The following is a 16706-nucleotide window of genomic DNA, read 5'->3' as shown; positions in this document are numbered from 1 at the left end:
TCCTGATGGTTGCACTGGAACCTAGTGGCGCGCTGCCCTTACGGCAACCTGTGTTGCATCACGTCAAGGTGCGACAGCCGCCCCTTCGCTACGCGGATCTGCCGCACCGCGCCACACCCACTTGCCGCCCACGCGCACCCGCTCAATCGCGTTCGCCTTGAACGACGGGCTGCGCGCCGTCACTTGCACATGGCCCAGCGCCTGAAAAGCCGGGATCATGGCCTCCAACGTGGTGCCCTTTTCCACCGAAACCGCATTGCCCGGTGCATAGATCACCGGCAGCGCAATCGCATCACGCGCGGACAAATCCCAGTCGATCACGCCGATGATCGCCTTGGCCACTTGCGCTGGAATTGTCGTGCCGCCCGCCGCACCCACGGCGAGGCGAAGCGCTCCATCCGGGCCATAGACCAGCGTCGGCGCCATCGAACTGCGCGGGCGCTTGCCGCCTTCCACGCGGTTTGCGGTCGGCTTGCCGTCCTTGTCGGGCACGATGTTGAAATCGGTCAGCTCGTTGTTGAGGTAATACCCGCCCACCATCAGCCCCGATCCGAACGGCCCTTCGATGGTGGAGGTGTAGCTGGTGGAATTGCCCCAGCGGTCCACCGTCACGAAGTGCGTGGTGCCGTGTTCTTCCTGGTGGCCGGGCCGCGCAAAGGCCAGCTTTGCGCCCGCAGGTTTGCCCGGCAGCGCCGTGGCCATCGTCGCGCCTTCAGAAATCAGCGCCGAGCGTCCGGCCAAATAGCCAGGATCGGTCAGCCCGGCCAGCGGCACCGGCACGAAATCGCTGTCGGCCAGATATTGTTCGCGATCCGCATAGGCCAGCCGCTGTGATTCGGCGATCAGGTGCCACGCCACCGGACTGGTCGAGCCAAGTGCCTTCATATCGAACCGCTCGATCTGCTTCAGGATGGCGAACACAGTGGTCGCCCCCGAACTCGGCGGTCCCATCCCGCATACGCGGTACTTGCGGTATTCCCCACACACCGGCGGCCGCTTAACCGCCTTGTAGGCCGCCAGATCAGCCGTGGTCAGCGGCGATGGATTTTTGGGACTCGTGCCAACCTTGCTCGCCAGCAACATCGCATTGTCGCCGGTGTAGAAGCTGTCCGCCCCACGCGCGGCAATGCTTTCCAGCGTCGCCGCCAGCGCTGGGTTGCGCACCACGGTGCCCACCGGCAGCGGCTCTCCTGCCGCGTCATAAAACAGCGCCCGTGCCGCCGGGTCGAATGCGCCGGTCCTGCTCGCCGCGCTTAACATCGCCCGCATGCGCGGCGTGATGGCATAGCCCTCGCGCGCCAGCCTGATCGCGGGCTGGAACAGCGTGCGCCACGCGATCTTGCCCTTTTCGTTGTGCGCCATCGCTGCCAGCCGCAAGTTGCCCGGCACGCCCACACTGCGCCCACCGATCACCGAATCCGGCCAGACCAACGGCTTGCCATCGACATAGAACCACTGCGATGTCGCCGCCTTTGGTGCGGTTTCCCGCCCGTCAATCGTCTCAACCGTGCCCGCAGCATCGCCCAAAACAAGGAACCCGCCACCCCCGATACCGGAACTTTGCGGCTCCACCACCGTCAGCGCCAGCATCGTGGCAATTGCCGCATCGGTGGCGCTGCCACCCAGCCGCAGCATCTGCACCCCCGCCTCAGCCGCGCGCGCATCGGCAGCTGAAACCAGCCCCGGCCCATCCACCGGCACGCCATCAGCCGCTGAGCCGACCGGCGCGGGATTGGGCGGAGCCACCGAAGCACTCGGCGGTGGAACGCAGGCCCCGGCAAGCAGGACAGCGGAAACGGGCAGGAAGCGAAAGGCGCGCAGTAATGTCATGCGCCCAAGGCTATTCGCTGCCGACCGCCTCGGCAATGGACGTCATGCCCGCTTCGCGCACCTTCTTTTCAAGGCCGGCCACGATCCGCGATGCCAGCCCCGGCCCTTCATAGACCATCGCGCTGTATATCTGGATCAGGTTCGCGCCCGCACGGATGCGTGCCCAGGCATCGTCAACCGTGGCGATGCCGCCCACGCCGATCAGCGGAATCGCCCCGCCACTCGCCTTGCGGAAATCACGCAAGCGTTGCAGCGCCAGCTCACGCAGAGGCTCCCCCGAAAGCCCTCCTGCTTCAATGGCATGGCGCGATTGCAGCGCGGGGCGCGTGATCGTGGTGTTCGATACGATCAGCGCAGCCAACTGCTTTTCCAGCGCGATCCGGCAAATCCCATCGATGTCCGAAGGTTCAAGATCCGGTGCAAGCTTCAGGAAGATCGGCACATTGATATTGCCCCGCGCCTCGATCACCGCATCCAGCAACGCCGATAGCGCGCCTTCATCCTGCAACGCGCGCAGGCCGGGCGTGTTGGGCGAGGAAATATTGACCGTCAGATAGGACGCCAGCGGCGCCATCAGCCGCGTCATCTGCGCATAATCGGCGATACGATCAACCGAGTCCTTGTTCGCGCCAATGTTCACACCCACGATGCCCGGCAGGCCGCGCGGCCCGATCTCACGCCGCCGCACCAGCCGGTTCGCCACTGCCTGCGCGCCTTCGTTGTTGAATCCCATGCGGTTGATCACCGCGCGGTCTTCAACCAATCGGAACAGGCGTGGCTTGGGATTGCCCTCTTGCGGCAGCGGCGTGACCGTGCCCACTTCCACAAAGCCGAAGCCCAACCCCAGCATCGCATCGGGCACTTCGGCGTTCTTGTCGAAACCCGGAGCCATGCCGACCGGATTGGGAAAGGCGATCCCCGCCACCCGCTGCGCAAGGCTCGGGGTCGGAGCCTTGGTGCCCCCAGCGTGGCTCAAAGAAAGGGCCTTGATCGTCAGGCGATGGGCAGGCTCGGCAGGAATGCGGAAAATCAGCGGGCGCAGCAGCGAATAAGGCGTCACGGTCAAACGGTTCCGGTTCTGCGAACTGGTGAAGGATGTCGAAGCGAATCGGGGTCAGTCCGGCACGCGATCCATAAGGCCGTACGCACACCCCGTGTTGCATCTTTGCGACGTATTGTGCCGGGGGCCAAGTTCGAATCTGTCGGAAATGACGGCAATTGTAATTGAATGATCGGCGATTGTTGCCACAATGCCACCGAATTTGTCGAATCCATACAATTCTTGAACCGGGCTTCTGCCTAGGAAGGCGCTGCGACCCGAAGGGCTCGGTGCAGCGATGTGCTGGGTTCTCGACTTCAAGGCGGCCGATGATCCTTTGTGGAGCGCGGCCGCCCTTTTTTTGGCCTTCTCCCCAGCCATAAAGGCCGCTCTTGCACCTTGCCGCCCCCGCGCCTAGATAACCGGAACGATTCGGTCTGATTTACAGATCGTCAATCCGGGACACCCGCCGATGCGCCTTTCCAGCATGGCCGATTATGCCGTCGTCACGATGAGCGCCGCCGCGCGCCATTGCGGACACGCGCGCGTCTCGGCCCAGCAACTGGCCGATGAAACCGGCCTACCCGCCCCCACCGTGCAGAAACTGGTCAGCAAATTGTCCGCCGCAGGTCTGCTCAAGGCGGTGCGCGGCGCACATGGCGGGCTGAAGCTGGCCCGCCCGGCCGCTGCAATCACGCTCGCCGATATTGTGGAGGCCGTCGAAGGCCCTATTGCGCTCACCCCCTGCAGCGATCATGGGCGCCACGATTGCACGCTCGAAAGCGCGTGCACCGTCCGTCCGCACTGGCCTGCGGTCGACGCCGCGCTGCGCGGTGCGCTGGCCGGAATCCCGCTCACCCAATTGTCCCGTCCTGCCGCAACTGCGGCCTTGGGGGCGGAGGTTATGGCATGACTGATAACGTAGAACTCAAGGATCAGGCCGCGCACGATGCAGCGGCAAGAGCAGCCGATTACGAACACGGCTGGTCTTCCGACATCGAGCAGGAATACGGCCCCAAGGGCCTGTCCGAAGATACCGTCCGCTACATCTCGGCCAAGAAGGACGAGCCGGAGTGGATGCTCGAATGGCGGCTCAAGGCCTATCGTCACTGGCTGACCATGCCCACGCCCGATTGGGCCAAGCTGAACGTCCCGCCGATCGACTATCAGGACGCCTACTATTGGGCTGCACCCAAGACCAAGCCCAAGCTCGGCAGCCTTGACGAGGTCGATCCCGAAATCCTGCGCATCTACGAAAAGCTCGGCATTCCGCTGGAAGAGCAGAAAGTGCTCGCTGGCGTCGAAGGCGCGCGCAAGGTTGCAGTCGATGCGGTGTTCGATTCTGTCAGCGTTGCCACCACCTTCCGCAAGGAGCTGGAACAGGCAGGCGTCATCTTCCGCTCCATCTCCGAAGCGATCCGCGAATACCCTGACCTCGTGAAGAAGTGGCTGGGCAAGATCGTGCCGATGCACGACAACTACTTCGCCACGCTCAACTGCGCGGTCTTTTCGGACGGCACTTTCGTCTACATCCCCGAAGGCGTGCGCTGCCCGATGGAGCTGTCCACCTATTTCCGCATCAACGCGGAAAACACCGGCCAGTTCGAACGCACCCTGATCGTGGCCGAAAAGGGCAGCTATGTCAGCTACCTAGAAGGCTGCACCGCGCCGATGCGCGATGAAAACCAGCTCCACGCCGCGGTGGTGGAACTGGTTGCGATGGACGATGCCGAAATCAAGTATTCCACCGTCCAGAACTGGTATCCCGGCAATGCCGATGGCCTTGGCGGCATCTACAACTTCGTCACCAAGCGCGCTCTCTGCCAGGGTGCGCGCAGCAAGGTGTCGTGGACGCAGGTCGAAACCGGCTCTGCCATCACGTGGAAGTATCCGTCCTGCGTGCTGAATGGTGAGGATTCGGTGGGCGAATTCTACTCGGTCGCTGTCACCAACAATTACCAGCAGGCCGATACCGGCACCAAGATGATCCACAACGGCAAGGGCAGCCGCTCGACCATCGTGTCGAAGGGCATCTCTGCGGGCAAATCGAACAACACCTATCGCGGCCTCGTCCGCGTGGCCCCACAGGCCGAAGGCGTGCGCAACTTCACCCAGTGCGATAGCCTTCTGCTGGGCGCAGACTGCGGCGCACACACCGTGCCCTACATCGAAGTGCGCAACCCCAGCGCCACGATCGAGCACGAAGCGACGACCTCGAAGATCAGCGACGACCAACTCTACTACGCCATGCAGCGCGGGCTGGATCAGGAAAGCGCCGTCGCCCTGATCGTCAACGGTTTCGCGCGTGACGTGCTGAAGCAGTTGCCGATGGAATTTGCGGTCGAGGCACAGAAGCTGCTCGGCATCTCGCTTGAGGGGAGCGTGGGCTAATGCGCTTCGCTACCCTCCACCGTCACCCCGGCCCCCGAGCCGGGGTCCCGCTTCCTCTCGCAGCGGGCGAAACAAAAAGCGGGACCCCGGATCAAGTCCGGGGTGACGAAGATATAAATGGCAAGGCGTACGCAGAATGAAAAAGACCCTCACCCTGCGCCCCGCCAGCGAGCGCGCCGACGCGCCGAAGATCCAGAAAAAGGGTCGCGGCTGGGCCATTTCCGGCTCGCGCCTCGATTCGATCCACGATACCGCGCGCGAAATGCGTCGCGATCCAGACGCTGCGCATACCGCATTGGCCGATGAACTGGCCAAGGAAGACCTGGGCGAATTCAAGTTCAAGCGCTTTGCCGTGATCGGCTCGGCCATCGTCGATTTCGCCAGCCAGCCGCTCAAGCTGGTGGTCGCGCTCAACCGTGACGAAAACCCCGAGATCGAACAGCGCCGCGATGCCAGCCTTGCCGCCGTCGGCCTTAAAGTCATCCGCTATGACGCCGCCGAAGTGCTGGCCGACCCTGAAGGCGCGTCCCGCGCCCTGCTGTCAGCAATGAAGGCCCGCTACGACGAGTTGCGCGCCGCCCGCCCGCAACGCCCCAGCTACTCGCGCTCCGCCGCGCGTCCGCAGCGCACCCCCTACACCCGGGCTCGCGACTGAGAGAAATGACCATGCTCAACATCCAGAACCTCTCCGCCACCATTGCCGACAAGCAGATCCTCAAGGGCCTGTCGCTCACCATCAACGCGGGTGAAATCCACGCGATCATGGGGCCGAACGGCGCGGGGAAATCCACGCTGGGCTACACGCTCGGCGGGCGTCCCGGCTATGAAGTGACCGGCGGCAGCGCCACGCTGGATGGTGTGGACCTGTTCGACCTCGAACCGCACGAACGCGCCGCCGCTGGCCTGTTCCTCGGCTTCCAGTATCCGGTCGAAATTCCCGGCGTCTCCTTCGTCCAGTTCCTGCGCGAATCTGCCAATGCCCAGCGCAAGGCGCGCGGGGAAGCTCCGCTTTCCGGCGGCGAATTCCTGAAGCTCGCCAAAGAAAAGGCCGCGCTGCTGCGCATGGACATGGACATGCTCAAGCGCCCGGTAAACGTCGGCTTTTCGGGCGGTGAAAAGAAGCGCGCCGAGATGGTGCAGATGGGCATTCTCGATCCGAAGCTGGCAATCCTCGACGAAACCGATTCCGGCCTCGACATCGATGCGCTGCGCATTTGCGGCGAAGGCATCAACGCGATCATGCGCAAGCCAAACAAGGCCGTGCTGCTGATCACGCACTATCAGCGCCTGCTTGATTACGTGAAGCCCGATTTCGTCCACGTCCTTGCCGGTGGCCGCATCGTCAAGACCGGCGGCGCGGAACTGGCGCTCGAACTCGAAGAGCATGGCTATGAGGCCGTGGCGGCATGACCCAGGCGGTCACCCTGCCAACGCGCCGGGACGAGGCGTACCGCTACGCCGATCTTACCGCGCTGGAACCGCTGTGGCCGGTGCCTGTGCAGGACATCCGTGTTGCAGCGGGTGAGCATGGCGCGCTCGCGGTGATCCTCGATGGCGCGAACGACACCGCGCAAGACATTGCCATCACGCTGGAAGACGGTGCAGAATTTGACCTGCGCCTGCTCAACGCCGGGTCCGCCTATGGCCGCCTCTCCGTAACCGTCACGCTGGGCAAGGCAGCAAAGTTCCACCTCGGCGCAGCGCAGATTGCAGGCGGTGACCAGACGGTGGAAGTCGTCACGCAGGTCATCCACGCAGAACCTGACGCGATTTCAACGCAAGTCGTGCGCTCGGTTCTCGCTGGCCATGCCACCGGCACCTACCTCGGCAAAGTGGCCGTGGCGCGCGGGGCCATCGGCACCGACGGCTCGCAATCGATCCGCGCGATGCTGCTCGATCGCACTGCCACCGCCAATGCGCGGCCCGAACTCGAAATCTACGCCGACGATGTGAAGTGCGCGCACGGTTGCGCCGTGGGCGAACTCGATCCGCAAAGCCTGTTCTACCTCGCCCAGCGCGGCCTCCCGCCTGCCGAGGCCAAGAAGCTGATGTTGCAAGCCTTCATCGCCGAAGCTTTCGTCGGTGCGGCGGACGAGGAAGCCCTGACCGACACCGCGCTAAAGGCGCTGGAGGCCATGCTGTGACGCAGCCCGCCACCAACACCACCCTGCTCCCCCGCGAAGGCGGGGGCCTCAGGCAATCAAGCGCCACCTCTCCCGAGGCCCCCGCCTTCGCGGGGGAGCAAGCGGCAGAGTGGCCCGGCCTCGTCAACCCTGACGGCACCCGCTGGCACTACCTCGATACCGCCGCCACCGCGCAAAAACCGCAAGTCGTGATCGACGCCATGACCCGCGCGCTCGGCAGCGATTACGCCACCGTCCATCGGGGCGTCTATGCCCGCTCGGCCGACATGACGCTGGCCTTCGAAGCCGCGCGCCGCAAGGTTGCCACGCTGATCGGCGGGCAGGAAAACGAACTCGTCTTCACCCGCGGCGCGACCGAGGCGATCAACCTCGTCGCGCACACGTGGGGGCAGCAGAACCTCAAGGCGGGCGACCGCATCCTCATATCCACGCTCGAACACCACGCCAATATCGTGCCCTGGCAGATGCTGCGTGATCGCACTGGCGTGGACATCGACGTCTGCCCGCTGACCGAAGACGGCTTGATCGATCTCGATGCAGCAGAACGGATGCTTACGCCTGCGCACAAGCTGGTGTCCTTCGCGCACGTCTCGAACGTGCTCGGCTCGGTCCTCGATGCGCCCCGCGCCGTCGCGCTCGCCCACAATGTCGGCGCAAAGATCCTGCTTGATGGCTGCCAGTCGGTCGCCCGCCTGACCGTGGACGTAAAGGCGCTGGATGCAGACTTCTACGTCTTCTCCGCGCACAAGCTCTATGGCCCAACCGGTATCGGCGCTCTCTGGGCCAAGGCCGAGATTCTCGACGCCATGCCCCCGTGGCAAGGCGGCGGCGCGATGATCGACAAGGTCACCTTCGAACGCACGACTTATGCTCCCGCCCCCCAGCGGTTCGAGGCCGGCACGCCCGCCATCGTCGAAGCCATCGGCTTTGGCGCAGCAGCCGATTTCGTCACAGCGCTGGGATTGCGCGCCATCCATGCGCACGAGTGCGCGCTGGTGGCCAAGGCCCGCGAAGCGCTGCAGGCGTTCAATTCCATCCACCTGTTCGGACCAGAGGACAGCGCCGGCATCCTCAGCTTCGCGCTGGAAGGCGTCCACCCGCACGATCTGGGCACCATTCTGGACGAGGAAGGCGTGGCGATCCGGGCCGGGCACCACTGCGCGCAGCCACTGATGGCGCACCTTGGCGTGCCCGCCACGGCGCGCGCCAGCTTCGGCATCTACAGCGATAAAAGCGATATTGCCGCGCTCGTGCGCGGCATCGAGAGGACCAAGAGGATCTTCGGATGAGCGAGAACGAATCCAAATTCGTGGTTGAGGAAGTGGAAGCGGTTGCCGCCCCCAAGCGTGCCTTCGTGGAAGACGCACCAGAGGAATCGGCTGCCGACAAACTCGAACGCAAGCGCGACTATCTCGAAGGCTTCCTTGCGGCCAAGCCCGAGCCCGTTTCTCCCGCAGAGCCAGGCGGCGATATCTACGAAGGCGTGGTCAATGCGCTGAAAGAGATTTTCGACCCCGAAATTCCGGTCAACATCTATGACCTCGGCCTGATCTACGGCGTCGAAGTGTCCCCCGATGCCGATGTCACCGTCAACATGACGCTCACCACCCCGCACTGCCCGGTCGCCGAATCGATGCCCGGCGAAGTGGAACTGCGCGTTTCGGCAGTGCCCGGCGTGCGCGATGCTGAAGTCAATCTCGTCTGGGATCCGCCGTGGGATCCTGCCAAGATGAGCGACGAAGCCAAGCTTGAGCTGGGAATGTTGTAGTAGCTCCCCTCCCGCAGGCGGGAGGGGTTGGGGGTGGGCAGCGGCCCGAACCATCCCTATATTGAACAGGCCCTCCCCCGACCCCTCCCGCCTGCGGGAGGGGGGAGATTTTGAAATGAACACCGAAGTGAAAGTCCGCCGCCCCCGCCCCGCCGCCGTGATCCTCACGGCCAGCGCAGAGGCGCGCGTCACGCACCTGATGGACACCGCCCCCGAAGGCGCGATCGGCGTAAAGCTGTCCACCCCGCGCCGGGGCTGCTCGGGCCTCGCCTATTCGGTGGACTATGTGACGCAGGCCGATCCGCTGGACGAAAAGATCGAAACCCCCGGCGGCCTGTTCTTCATCGACAGCGCCTCGGTGCTCTACCTGATCGGCAGCACGATGGATTGGCAGGAAGACGATTTCACCGCCGGTTTCGTGTTCCAGAACCCCAACGCCAAGGGTGCATGCGGTTGCGGTGAAAGCTTTACGGTTTAGGCCTCAGCCAGGAACTTCAGCAGAGCCTGATCCAGCGCGTCTACCTCATCGTTCGCATCGATCCGCGCCTGCAACCACGTGCTTTCGGTATCGGTCACCGCGTGATCCTGCGCAGCTTCGCCAAACACGTCGCGCTCAGGCTGCTTGCGGCCAAAGCCCACGTCGCGCAGCGCCTGCGCAAAGCTGCTGACATCGGTCCGGGCCATGCGGCCAAAGAACTTGCCGATATGGCTGCTGCGATCATTCATGAACGCTTCCAGCTCGGCTGCGCGCTCGCGCGTCAGGCCTTTCGCGCCGTTCCAGCCCTGCAGGTAGTTGCCCACGCCCTGCACGAACAGCCGCTCCCACGCAGGCGCATTGTCCGCACCCAGCGTGGCGTCCTTCAGCCGGAACAGCATCTCTGCCTCGCGCCGGCTCACACCCGCAGGACGGTCCCCGCCTGAAGCAAAGACTGTGCGGCGAATCAGCGTGCATTCGGCGGCCGTGATGCTGCCGGGATCGAGCATTCCGCCATCACGCGTCGGCCCCTCACCGGTCAACACTTCGCGCTCGATCTGCTGCAGCACATAGACGCGCAGCCCATCAGGCGCGGATTCGGCCTTTTCCAGCACGCGCACCAGCAGTTCCAGCTCGGTCAGGCTGCCCACCTTGCCATCGTGCGAAACGCGCTCGATCAGCCAGCGTGCATTCTCGACCGAGATGTGGCCCTTGGGCGCGGCGGTGTTCACCACGAACTCCACCAGCGCCTCGATGAAGAAGTCCGACCATTCGCGTGTTGGCGCTTCGATCTGGTCGTTCAGAATGAAGATCGCCTCGGCCTCTTCGGGATCGATCTTGCCATCGGGCCACGCGGCGCGGCGCAGCGCCATAATTTCCTGTGCGGAGATCGCGCTGTCCTCATAGGCCTGTGCGGCCAGAGCGCGGAAGTGCAAGGTCATGCGTGTCGGTCCCTCAAGCGTCCAATCGAACGATGAGATACGGGAAAGCGCTTAATTTGGCGTTATCAGCCGCACTACGGCCATCAAGGCAGACATCGCCAGCAGGAATCCCACAAACCCCCGCCACGCCGCATCGCTCACTTTGCCGAAGGCCATGCTGCCCAGATGATTGCCCGCCAGCACCGGCCCGAACAACAGCAGCGCGAACAACGCATCGCGCCACGAAGCCAGCCCCAGCGCCAAAGCCGCCACCGTGCTGGCAATCGAGGTCAGTAGAAACACCGTGAGCATCGAAGCCCGCGCCACTTCACGCGGGATCGGACGGCGCAAGTAGTATGGCACCACCGGCGGCCCCGGCATCCCGGCAAAGCCCGTCAGCAGCCCCGCCGCCGCCCCGGTCAACCCGGTCTCCACTGCACCGGGCGCGTGCCCCGGCTTGGCGGGCAGCAGCACCAGCAGGAATGCCGCAATTGCCACCCCCGCAATCAGCACCCGCGCCAGCCCCGGCGGCGTGGCGAACAGCACCAGCAGCCCCACCGGCGTCAGCAGCATCGCGGTCCCACCGATCACCCCGGCGCTCTTCTCGCCCGCGTTCCACACCTTGCGCGCGCCGACCAGCCCGATCAGCAACCCGAGCATGTTGGAGACGACCACCGCCTCCCCCGGAGAGATCACCAGCCCGATCAGCGGCACCAGCAGGATCGCCATGCCAAACCCCGCCAGCCCGCGCACAAAGGCGGCAACGAATGCCGCCAGCGCGCACAGTGCAAGCGACAGGATGGGAAGGCCGAGCATCATCCTCCCCGGCACGGGGAGGGGGACCGCCCGACGGGTGGTGGAGGGGGTTCTCCCCAAAACACGGCGCGTGGCGGATAACCCCCTCCACCATGCTGCGCATGGTCCCCCTCCCCGTGCCGGGTAGGATGCGAAAGGTCAGCCGAGCGCTTCAAAAGCTCACTTCAGATCCGGCGCAAGGCCCTCACCGCGCAGCAAGGCAATCGCCTCGTCCAGCGGCATCACCTTCTGATGCTGCTCGCCCAGAATGCGGATCGCCACGGTGCCTTCCTCGGCCTCCCGTTTGCCCACCACCAGCAGGTACGGAACCTTGGCCACCGAATGCTCGCGCACCTTGTAGTTGATCTTCTCGTTGCGCAGGTCGCTCTCGGCGCGGATACCCGCCGCCTTCAGCTTGGCCAGCGCCTCTGTTGCATAGTCATCCGCATCCGAAACGATGGTCGCCACCACCGCCTGCACCGGCGCCAGCCACACCGGCAGACGCCCGGCAAAATGCTCGATCAGAATGCCGATGAAGCGTTCGTATGACCCAAAGATCGCGCGGTGCAGCATCACCGGGCGGTGCTTCTCGCCATCCTCGCCCACATAGTTCGCGTCCAGCCGCTCGGGCAGCACGCGATCGGATTGGATCGTGCCGACCTGCCAGGTGCGGCCAATCGCATCGGTCAGGTGCCATTCCAGCTTGGGCGCATAGAACGCGCCTTCGCCGGGAAGTTCTTCCCAGCCATATTCCTCAGTCGCCAGTCCCGCGCGCACCACGGCGGCGCGCAACTCGCTCTCGGCCATGTCCCACATCTCTTCGGTGCCGAAGCGCTTTTCCGGGCGCAGCGCCAGCTTGATCGAATAGGTAAAGCCGAAGTGCTTGTAGACGCGGTCGGCCAGTTCGCAGAAGGCCTGCACTTCGTCCACGATCTGGTCCTCGCGGCAGAAGATGTGCGCATCGTCCTGCGTGAACTGCCGCACGCGCATCAGCCCATGCAGCGCGCCATGCGGTTCGTTGCGATGGCAGCACCCGTTTTCATACAGCCGCATCGGCAGATCGCGGTAGCTCTTCAGCCCCTGCCGGAAGATCAGCACGTGCGCCGGGCAGTTCATCGGCTTCAGCGCCATCCAGTCGGCCTCACCGCTGATAACCGGGCCTTCGTCATCCACATTCGGCACTTCATCGGGGATCACGAACATGTTCTCGCGATACTTGCCCCAGTGGCCAGACTGCTCCCACTGGCGCGCGTCCATCACCTGCGGAGTCTTCACCTCGCGATAGCCCGCACCATCGATCGCGCGGCGCATATAGGCTTCCAGCTCGCGCCAGATGAGATAGCCCTTGGGATGCCAGAACACCGATCCATGCGCCTCGGCCTGCAGATGGAACAGGTCCATCTCGTTGCCCAGCTTGCGATGGTCACGCTTGGCCGCCTCTTCCAGCCGCGTCATGTGCGCATCAAGCTGCTTCTTGTTGAGCCAGCCCGTGCCATAGATGCGCGATAGCATCGCGTTGTTCTGGTCCCCGCGCCAATAGGCTCCCGAAACGCGCGTCAGCTTGAAGGCATTGGGATCAAGCTTGCCAGTCGAAGGCAAGTGCGGCCCCCGGCACATGTCGAGCCAGTCATCACCCGACCAGTAAACCGTCAGCGGCTCGTCCCCCGGCAGTTCCGCCGCCCATTCCGCCTTGAAGCTCTCGCCCTGCTGCTTCCAGCGCGAAATCAGCTGCTCGCGGCTCCATTCTTCACGCCGCAGCGGCTTGTTCGCGCCGATGATCTTGCGCATCTGCGCCTCGATCGCGGGCAGATCTTCCTCGGTGAAGGGCCGGTCCGCAGGCGCAAAGTCATAATAGAATCCGTCGTCCGTACTCGGCCCAAACGTGATCTGCGTGCCCGGGAACAGCGCCTGCACCGCTTCGGCCAGAATATGCGCAAAATCGTGCCGCGCCAGTTCCAGCGCCTCAGCCTCATCCTTCGCCGTCACCAGCGCCAGTTGCGCGTCAGCCGTGAAAGGCCGCGAAAGATCGACCAGTTCGCCATCCACCTTCGCCGCCAGCGCCGCCTTGGCAAGACCGGGACCAATCGCAGCGGCAATATCAGCCGGAGTGCTCCCCGGCGCAACTTCACGCACGGAACCATCGGGCAGTGTGATCTTCAGCAGTTCGGACATGCAGGACTCTCTAAAGCGGTCTGGCTAACGCGATTTCGCCGGTGCCTTGCCACAGGAACGCAGCCACCGAAAGGGCGCGCATCGGATTTGAAGTCGGTTCGGGAGGCGATGCACAAACTCACCCGAACCGGGCGGCGGCATCGCGGCAGGCTTTATGCCAGCAGCGACCGCCCCCGGCTCGCGGGGGTAGTGGTTGGTGTGCGGGTGGTGCGCAGTGCCATGTTGGGGTGTTTAGCGAGGATTCGCTGCGAAGTCATTACTCTGTTGCCTGTTGCCCCCGCGCAGCCCCCGCGCCATGACTGGGGGCATGACCGACGTAACCCGCTTCACCCTGCCCTCGGGCCAGCAGATGGCCTTTCGCCACCTGCCCGGCACCGCTCCCACAGTGGTCTTCCTCCCCGGCTACATGTCCGACATGGCGGGCAGCAAGGCGCAGGCGGTGATGGAATGGGCGCAGCGCAGGGGCCGTGCCTGCCTTTTGCTCGACTATACCGGCTGCGGGCAGAGCGACGGGGATTTTGCCGATGGTCGCCTGTCAAAGTGGCGGGACGAGGTTGTGGCGCTGATCGATCATCTGGGCATCGAAACCGTCCAGTTGGTCGGCTCCAGCATGGGCGGCTGGCTGATGCTGCTGATTGCCGAAGCGTTGGGTGAACGCGCCAAGGCCCTCGTCGGCATCGCGCCCGCGCCCGATTTCACCGAATGGGGCTTTTCCCAGTCGCAGCGGATCGAACTCGCATCGGGCCGCACGATCCATGAGGACAATCCTTATGGGCCGGAGCCGACGCCGACTCATGCCGGGTTCTTCTCCGATGGCGAAAAGCACCGGCGGTTGGGCGGGGAAATTGCTTTCGATGGTCCGGTGCGGCTGCTCCACGGGCAGGCCGATGCCGATGTGCCGTGGGACATTTCGCTGCGCCTCGCCCGCGCCTTGCGTTCAGCCGATGTGCAGGTCCACCTGATCAAGGACGGCGATCACCGGCTTTCGCGTGCGGTCGATATTGCTTTGCTCTTGCGCGAACTTGCCGACCTTGAAGGATAGGACGCCCATGATCGATCTGCCGCCCCCCTTGTTCGCAATGGAACAAGTGCAGGAGGCCTCGCTCATGCAGATCGGCCCGGCCACCATGCCGATGCGCCCTTCGGACCTGCCCATCCCGCGCCGCCGCAGCGCGGAACAGCAGCGCGAGACAGAACGCGCGGCTGGATTGGAGCGCCCCGATTTGCCTGAACAGGACCGCCTTGCCGATTGTCTTGCCAAGGCAAAGACCAATCCCGATGCCGCGATGGTCGAAGTGCAGACATGGCTGGGCGAAAGCCGCGACACCGGCCAGCAGGTCCGCGCCAACCAGTGCCTTGGCATGTTGCGCTCGAACGCGGGCGATTTCGCTGGCGCGCTGGAAGCCTTTGCGCAAGCCATCGCGGGCGTGCCGAAGGAGCAGGAAGTGGCCGCCGTGCCGCTGATGGGCATGGCGGGCAACGCAGCGCTCGCCGCCGGAAAGCCGGAGGATGCGCTGGGCTGGCTGGACCGCGCGGTGGCTGTACAGGGCGGCGCAGACTATCCCGCGTTGGCCGAAATCCAGCTCGACCGGTCGCGCGCATTGGTGGCGTTGGCCCGCAACGCCGAGGCAGCCTCGGCGCTCGATGAAGTGCATCGCCTTACGCCCGAAGCGCCTGAAGGCTGGCTGCTTTCGGCCACACTGGCGCGCCGCACGGACGATCTCCCCCGCGCCCAGCGTGACATTGAAATCGCCAGCAAATACGATCCGCGCGATCCCCGCATCGGGCTTGAAGCAGGCGTGATCGCCGTGCTTTCAGGCCGGGATGAGGCCGCGCGCAAATCGTGGGAATCGGTCGTGGCCGTGGATGGCGAGGGCGAGGCAGGAAAGGTTGCAAAAAGCTACCTTGAACAGTTGGGGCCTGCGCCTACATCAAGTACTTCTCCAACAACCGAAAAGCCCAACCCATGAAAATCTCCATCCTCGATCTGGTCAGCGTGGTCGAGGGTGGGACGGCGCGGCAAGCGCTCGACAATTCTGCCGCAGCGGCACGCGTAGCCGACGAATGCGGGTTCGAACGGTACTGGGTCGCCGAGCATCACGGGATGGAAGGTCTGGCCGGAGCGGCCACCGCCGTCGCGCTGGCGCATATCGGGCGGGACACCAAAACCATCCGCATCGGCGCGGGCGGGATCATGCTGCCCAACCACAACCCCCTTGTTATCGCTGAACAATTCGGCACGCTCGACGCGCTGTTTCCGGGCCGCGTAGACCTTGGGCTGGGCCGTGCGCCGGGTGCCGACCAGCGCATCATGCGCGCGTTGCACAAGGACACGAACCGAGCCGCAGAGGACTTTCCGCAGGACGTGGTGGAACTGCAGGCCCTGTTTGCAGGCGATGCGCGGGTGCCGCTGCAGGCCTATCCGGCCAAGGGCGCAAAGGTGCAGATGTGGATTCTGGGATCCAGCCTGTTCGGTGCGCAGCTCGCCGCGATGCTCGGCATGCCCTATGCCTTCGCATCGCACTTTGCGCCGGATCACCTTGATGCAGCACTGAAAATTTACCGTGAGCGGTTCCAGCCCTCCGCGTTCCTCGATGCGCCCTATTGCGCCGCCGCGATCAACGTGGTGGCCGCCGATACCGACGAGGAAGCGCAGTTGCTTGCCTCGTCGATGGATCAGGCTTTTGTTGCACTGCGCACCGGAACGCCGGGGAAGCTTAGGCCGCCGGTGCCCGGCTATCGCGATTCGCTCCCGCCTCAGGCGGTCGCCATGCTGGAGCATGTGCGGCAGGTCAGCACTTGCGGCACGGTAGCGACGGTGCGGGCGGGGCTGCATGCCTTCAAGGAACGCACAGGGGCGGACGAAGTGATTGCTGCGGCATCGATTTTCGATCAGGCGGCGCGGCTGAAATCGCTGCGGCTGACGGCTGAAGCGGCCCGCGAAACGGTGCATTCCTGAACAGCACCTAGATGCACCTAACTGCACTTGGGCGCACAACACGACACGCAAACGCAACGCTGCGGCACCATTATCCGCCCTAAGGGTTACAACCGCAGGTTAAGCCGTCCACGCCAGTGAACCGGACTTGTCGCTTCGCGCCGTCTGGATTAGCATGTGGAACAATGATACAAGACTGTATTCTATAATTACAAGAGAGGGTAACAATCCTCT

At 64.3% G+C, this 16706-nt stretch carries 16 protein-coding genes; 11 read left to right on the top strand and 5 right to left on the bottom strand.

The window, feature by feature from the left end; translation table 11 throughout:
* Positions 1-63 precede the first annotated feature (63 nt).
* Together ggt and Q8R81_RS07250 are read right to left on the bottom strand one after the other, a co-directional pair.
* Positions 64-1830 carry a gamma-glutamyltransferase gene (gene ggt, locus Q8R81_RS07255; RefSeq protein WP_305616756.1) on the bottom strand — a complete coding sequence of 589 codons (1767 nt, stop codon included), beginning with the start codon at positions 1828-1830 and terminating at the stop codon, positions 64-66.
* A 10-nt stretch (positions 1831-1840) separates the two neighbouring features.
* A complete protein-coding gene (locus tag Q8R81_RS07250) occupies positions 1841-2890 on the bottom strand; it encodes a quinone-dependent dihydroorotate dehydrogenase (protein ID WP_305616755.1) in 1050 nt (349 codons plus the stop codon).
* Between the two features lie 451 nt (positions 2891-3341).
* Between Q8R81_RS07250 and Q8R81_RS07245 the strand changes: the two genes are divergently transcribed.
* The 8 genes from Q8R81_RS07245 (at position 3342) to Q8R81_RS07210 (ending at position 9650) form a co-directional block, all read left to right on the top strand.
* Positions 3342-3782, top strand: coding sequence for an SUF system Fe-S cluster assembly regulator (locus Q8R81_RS07245; RefSeq protein WP_305616754.1), 441 nt, complete (start codon positions 3342-3344; stop codon positions 3780-3782).
* Positions 3779-5260 carry a Fe-S cluster assembly protein SufB gene (gene sufB / locus Q8R81_RS07240; protein ID WP_305616753.1) on the top strand — a complete coding sequence of 494 codons (1482 nt, stop codon included), beginning with the start codon at positions 3779-3781 and terminating at the stop codon, positions 5258-5260. Before Q8R81_RS07245 ends, sufB begins: the two co-directional genes overlap by 4 nt.
* 136 nt (positions 5261-5396) lie before the next feature.
* Positions 5397-5915, top strand: a complete 519-nt coding sequence (locus Q8R81_RS07235) for a DUF559 domain-containing protein (protein WP_305616752.1) — start codon at positions 5397-5399, stop codon at positions 5913-5915.
* 11 nt (positions 5916-5926) lie between these two features.
* Positions 5927-6670, top strand: a complete 744-nt coding sequence (gene sufC, locus Q8R81_RS07230; protein ID WP_305616856.1) for a Fe-S cluster assembly ATPase SufC — start codon at positions 5927-5929, stop codon at positions 6668-6670.
* Positions 6667-7404: a SufD family Fe-S cluster assembly protein gene (locus Q8R81_RS07225; RefSeq protein WP_305616751.1), complete on the top strand. Its 738-nt coding sequence runs from the start codon at positions 6667-6669 to the stop codon at positions 7402-7404. The genes sufC and Q8R81_RS07225 overlap by 4 nt, the downstream gene beginning before the upstream one ends.
* Complete coding sequence (locus Q8R81_RS07220; protein WP_305616750.1) at positions 7401-8693, top strand: cysteine desulfurase; 1293 nt, start codon at positions 7401-7403, stop codon at positions 8691-8693. The genes Q8R81_RS07225 and Q8R81_RS07220 overlap by 4 nt, the downstream gene beginning before the upstream one ends.
* Positions 8690-9172, top strand: coding sequence for an SUF system Fe-S cluster assembly protein (locus tag Q8R81_RS07215; protein ID WP_305616749.1), 483 nt, complete (start codon positions 8690-8692; stop codon positions 9170-9172). Before Q8R81_RS07220 ends, Q8R81_RS07215 begins: the two co-directional genes overlap by 4 nt.
* 115 nt (positions 9173-9287) lie before the next feature.
* On the top strand, positions 9288-9650 hold the full coding sequence (locus tag Q8R81_RS07210) for an iron-sulfur cluster assembly accessory protein (RefSeq protein WP_305616748.1): 363 nt from the start codon (positions 9288-9290) through the stop codon (positions 9648-9650).
* On the opposite strand, the gene Q8R81_RS07205 is transcribed toward Q8R81_RS07210, so the two are convergent.
* The 3 genes from Q8R81_RS07205 to thrS form a co-directional block, all read right to left on the bottom strand.
* Positions 9647-10588 (bottom strand): hypothetical protein, encoded by a 942-nt coding sequence (locus tag Q8R81_RS07205; protein ID WP_305616747.1) that lies wholly within the window; start codon positions 10586-10588, stop codon positions 9647-9649. The genes Q8R81_RS07210 and Q8R81_RS07205 overlap by 4 nt on opposite strands.
* 51 nt (positions 10589-10639) lie before the next feature.
* Positions 10640-11383 (bottom strand): sulfite exporter TauE/SafE family protein, encoded by a 744-nt coding sequence (locus tag Q8R81_RS07200; protein WP_305616746.1) that lies wholly within the window; start codon positions 11381-11383, stop codon positions 10640-10642.
* 159 nt (positions 11384-11542) lie between these two features.
* A complete protein-coding gene (gene thrS / locus Q8R81_RS07195; RefSeq protein WP_305616745.1) occupies positions 11543-13534 on the bottom strand; it encodes a threonine--tRNA ligase in 1992 nt (663 codons plus the stop codon).
* 307 nt (positions 13535-13841) lie between these two features.
* On the opposite strand from thrS, the gene Q8R81_RS07190 reads away from it, so the two are divergent.
* From Q8R81_RS07190 to Q8R81_RS07180, 3 genes are read left to right on the top strand one after another with little or no spacing between them, the layout of a single operon-like run.
* Positions 13842-14576 (top strand): alpha/beta fold hydrolase, encoded by a 735-nt coding sequence (locus tag Q8R81_RS07190; protein WP_305616744.1) that lies wholly within the window; start codon positions 13842-13844, stop codon positions 14574-14576.
* Between the two features lie 7 nt (positions 14577-14583).
* Positions 14584-15504, top strand: a complete 921-nt coding sequence (locus Q8R81_RS07185) for a tetratricopeptide repeat protein (RefSeq protein ID WP_305616743.1) — start codon at positions 14584-14586, stop codon at positions 15502-15504.
* On the top strand, positions 15501-16493 hold the full coding sequence (locus tag Q8R81_RS07180; protein ID WP_305616742.1) for an LLM class flavin-dependent oxidoreductase: 993 nt from the start codon (positions 15501-15503) through the stop codon (positions 16491-16493). The genes Q8R81_RS07185 and Q8R81_RS07180 overlap by 4 nt, the downstream gene beginning before the upstream one ends.
* Positions 16494-16706: the final 213 nt, after the last annotated feature.

Origin of the sequence: Novosphingobium sp., assembly GCF_030696665.1 — a bacterium.
Classification (GTDB): domain Bacteria; phylum Pseudomonadota; class Alphaproteobacteria; order Sphingomonadales; family Sphingomonadaceae; genus Novosphingobium.
Note: the sequence above shows the minus strand (reverse complement) of the source record. Positions and strands in the feature narration are given on the sequence as shown.

Bases quoted from the DNA above. Each gene is read 5' to 3' on its own strand.
- ggt (WP_305616756.1), bottom strand. From the start codon at position 1,830: ATGACATTACTGCGCGCCTTTCGCTTCCTGCCCGTTTCCGCTGTCCTG.
- Q8R81_RS07245 (WP_305616754.1), top strand. From the start codon at position 3,342: ATGCGCCTTTCCAGCATGGCCGATTATGCCGTCGTCACGATGAGCGCC.
- sufB (WP_305616753.1), top strand. From the start codon at position 3,779: ATGACTGATAACGTAGAACTCAAGGATCAGGCCGCGCACGATGCAGCG.
- Q8R81_RS07235 (WP_305616752.1), top strand. From the start codon at position 5,397: ATGAAAAAGACCCTCACCCTGCGCCCCGCCAGCGAGCGCGCCGACGCG.
- sufC (WP_305616856.1), top strand. From the start codon at position 5,927: ATGCTCAACATCCAGAACCTCTCCGCCACCATTGCCGACAAGCAGATC.
- Q8R81_RS07225 (WP_305616751.1), top strand. From the start codon at position 6,667: ATGACCCAGGCGGTCACCCTGCCAACGCGCCGGGACGAGGCGTACCGC.
- Q8R81_RS07215 (WP_305616749.1), top strand. From the start codon at position 8,690: ATGAGCGAGAACGAATCCAAATTCGTGGTTGAGGAAGTGGAAGCGGTT.
- Q8R81_RS07210 (WP_305616748.1), top strand. From the start codon at position 9,288: ATGAACACCGAAGTGAAAGTCCGCCGCCCCCGCCCCGCCGCCGTGATC.
- Q8R81_RS07205 (WP_305616747.1), bottom strand. From the start codon at position 10,588: ATGACCTTGCACTTCCGCGCTCTGGCCGCACAGGCCTATGAGGACAGC.
- Q8R81_RS07200 (WP_305616746.1), bottom strand. From the start codon at position 11,383: ATGCTCGGCCTTCCCATCCTGTCGCTTGCACTGTGCGCGCTGGCGGCA.
- thrS (WP_305616745.1), bottom strand. From the start codon at position 13,534: ATGTCCGAACTGCTGAAGATCACACTGCCCGATGGTTCCGTGCGTGAA.
- Q8R81_RS07190 (WP_305616744.1), top strand. From the start codon at position 13,842: ATGACCGACGTAACCCGCTTCACCCTGCCCTCGGGCCAGCAGATGGCC.
- Q8R81_RS07185 (WP_305616743.1), top strand. From the start codon at position 14,584: ATGATCGATCTGCCGCCCCCCTTGTTCGCAATGGAACAAGTGCAGGAG.
- Q8R81_RS07180 (WP_305616742.1), top strand. From the start codon at position 15,501: ATGAAAATCTCCATCCTCGATCTGGTCAGCGTGGTCGAGGGTGGGACG.